Origin of the sequence: Ensifer sp. 1H6, from assembly GCF_001976035.1 — a bacterium.
GTDB classification, from domain to species: domain Bacteria; phylum Pseudomonadota; class Alphaproteobacteria; order Rhizobiales; family Rhizobiaceae; genus Ensifer; species Ensifer canadensis.
Genome location: NZ_MOAI01000069.1, coordinates 1 through 2,805, shown reverse-complemented (window position 1 = coordinate 2,805; position 2,805 = coordinate 1). Strand labels below are relative to the sequence as shown.

Genomic DNA, 2,805 nt, shown 5'->3' with positions numbered 1-2,805 from the left:
GCTCGATTACCTCACCCCGGAGGAATACGAACAGTCCTTATCGTCGTCGCACGCAAGTGCCGTACCTGAACTCACAAGCCGGCAATTGTCCTGCAATTTCTCTGTCTCACTGTAGGGGTGCATTCCATTGATTCCGCTAAATCCCGGACAGCGCTTTCACTAAAGTCCGGACAGTTTGACGAGGTTGGTCCTCGGCAGCCTGGTTACCATCAGGGTTGATTGATTTCGCCGTTTTCCACAGCCGTCAAGAGGGGAGCGCTTTTTTGCTTTCGCATGCTCTCGCCCCGGAGGGTGATGCGGTGAGCATTGTGTACGATGCGGTCGAGTATGGCGTCGGCGACGGTGCTGTCGGCAATAAGGTCGTGCCAGCTTGCCACGGGGACTTGGGCTGTGATCAGGGTGGATTTTCTCTGATAGCGCTCCTCGACGATTTCGAAGAGGTGGAAGCGCTGCTGATCGGAGAGCGCATGTGTTCCAAAGTCATCGAGGATGAGGAGCTGGACGCGGGTGAGCTTGTCGATGAGGCGAGGGAAAGAGCCATCGAGGCGGGCAAGCGCGAGATCCTCGAACATGCGCGGCACGCGCACATAGAGGACGGAGTGACCGAGCCTTGCCGCTTGCCTGCCGAAGGCGCAGGCCAACCATGACTTGCCGGTGCCGGTGTGGCCGGTGATGATCAGGCCCTCATGGGCGGTGAGCCATTGCCCCTGGGCCAGCGCCATGGTGTTGCGCCGGTCGAGACCGCGGGCAGCGGCGAAGTCGATATCTTCGATACAGGCCTGGGCAAAGCGTAGCTTGGCGGAGGCGAGCCGGTTACGGATTCGCTTGTCGGCGCGCAGGGCGACTTCGCGGTCGAGCATCAGGCCGAGCCACTCATCGCGGCTGAGCTCATTGGTGCCGGACTGCTCGGTCAATTCGCGCCAGGCGGCGGCCATGCCCGTCAGCCCGAGGGCCTGCATCTGGTCGAGGGTGGGGTTTGTCAGCATTCTTGCTTCCTTCACTGATAGTAGGATCGGCCACGGATATTGGTATGCGCAGGCGTGGGGGCCGCATGTTCAGCCTGCGGTCTTTCCCGGTCGAGGCCGGATTTGAGGATGGAGGCGACGGAGGAATAGGTGACGGCATTGATGGTGAGCGCCCGCTCACAGGCCGCATCGAGGCGCTGCGATCCATAGCGCGGGGCCAGCGACAGAATGCCCATGGCCGAGCGGTATCCCTGTTCCGGATGCGGCCTGTCGCGCATCATGCGTTCGACCAGGATGGCGGCATTGGGGCCGATCTGGGTCGCACGGCCGATCAGATTGGCCGGCGTGGTGTTGGCATAGCGCTGATGTGCCTTGGGCATATGGTCGTTGATGGTAACGTGGCCGGAACGCTGGGAGCGGCGGACATGGCTGGCGACACGCTGGTGATCGTGGAAGATCTCGACTACCCGGTGGGTGAGCCGCACCTGCAGGGTGCATCCGATCAGTCGATGCGGCACAGAGTAGAAGGTCTTGTCGACCTCGACATGATAGTCCGGGTGAACCTTCGCCGACTTCCATTCCGCATATTCGAACGGCATCACCGGCAAAGGCTTCAATGCTGCCCGCTCGATCTCCTCGAACAGTTCGCGGCGACTTTTGCCGACGTGGCGCATCGTCCGGTTGTTCAGCTCCTCGAGCAATTCGGCAATCGCCGTGTTGAGGGCGGCAAGCGAGAAGAAGGTGCGGTTCCTGAGCCGGGCCAGAATCCAGCGTTCCACGATCAGCACCGCGCCTTCGACCCGGCCTTTGTCGCGCGGTTTCCTGCTGCGTGTCGGCAGGATCGTGGTGTCGTAATGCTCCGCCATGGCGGCGAACGTCGCAGTCAACGTCGGCTCGAACCAAAGGGCCTTGGCCACCCCCGATTTGAGGTTGTCGCACACGATTGCCTTGGTGACCCCACCATAGAAGGTCAGAGCACGCACCTGGCCGTCGATCCAATCCGGCAACTGCTGGCTAAAGCTGGCATGGGCGAAGGTCAGGTTGGAGGCGCCCAGCACCGCGACAAAGATTTGGGCCGGATGGATGACACCGGTCGCCGGATCGATCACCGGCATCGTCGGCCCGGCATAGTCCGTCTGCATCACGGCGCCCGCCGCGTGCCGATTGCGGAACGCTACACTCGTGCGCTGCCTAAAGGCGGCAACCTGCTCGCAGAACCACGTGAAGCCGTAACCATCGGGATGGTTGGCACGGTATTCCTGCCATAGAAGCGTCAGCGTCACCCCTTTGCGCTTCAGCTCCCGAACCACCACCGCCCAGTCCGGCTCGCTGAGATCGCGCGGCGGTCGACCGGCTCGGCCGAACAGCCGCCGCTCCAGCTTTGCATCCTCGTCCGCGCCGACTGGCAACGGCCACGAAAGCCCGGCCTCCCGAGCTCGAAGCAAATAGGTCGATACCGAGCTCTTGCCGATCTTCAGCCGCTCGGCAATCTCGCGCACCGAAAGACCCTCTTCGTGGGTCAGGCGCAGAATCGTCCGGATATCCCTCACTGTCGTTCGTCTTGCTTGCTTCCGTCTCGCCATCGGCCCCTCTCAACGTTGTCGTGAGAGGCTTAACCAACAAGACGGCGCAGCCGCGAACCAACCGCCAAACCGCCGCCGGAAAACTGTCCGGGATTTAGCGGAATCACTGTCCGGGAATTACTGAAAACGGTGGAATGCACCCCTCAACTGAGACATATTAAGTAGCGGACAGTTTCTCGAATACAGGAACTGGAAATGGTTGGAAGAAAGCCGAGATTTAGCGAAGAAGAGAAGCTCTCCATGCTCGTGCGGATGCA

At 61.2% G+C, this 2,805-nt stretch carries 2 protein-coding genes; both read right to left on the bottom strand.

Features of this window, described 5'->3' with window-relative positions; all coding sequences use genetic code 11:
- Window positions 1-209 precede the first annotated feature (209 nt).
- A complete protein-coding gene (gene istB, locus BKP54_RS34635) occupies window positions 210-986 on the bottom strand; it encodes an IS21-like element ISRsp2 family helper ATPase IstB (protein WP_025428902.1) in 777 nt (258 codons plus the stop codon).
- Window positions 987-997: 11 nt separating this feature from the next.
- Entirely contained in the window at window positions 998-2,548 is a 1,551-nt protein-coding gene (gene istA, locus BKP54_RS34630) for an IS21 family transposase (RefSeq protein ID WP_025428901.1), read from the bottom strand.
- Window positions 2,549-2,805 lie beyond the last annotated feature (257 nt).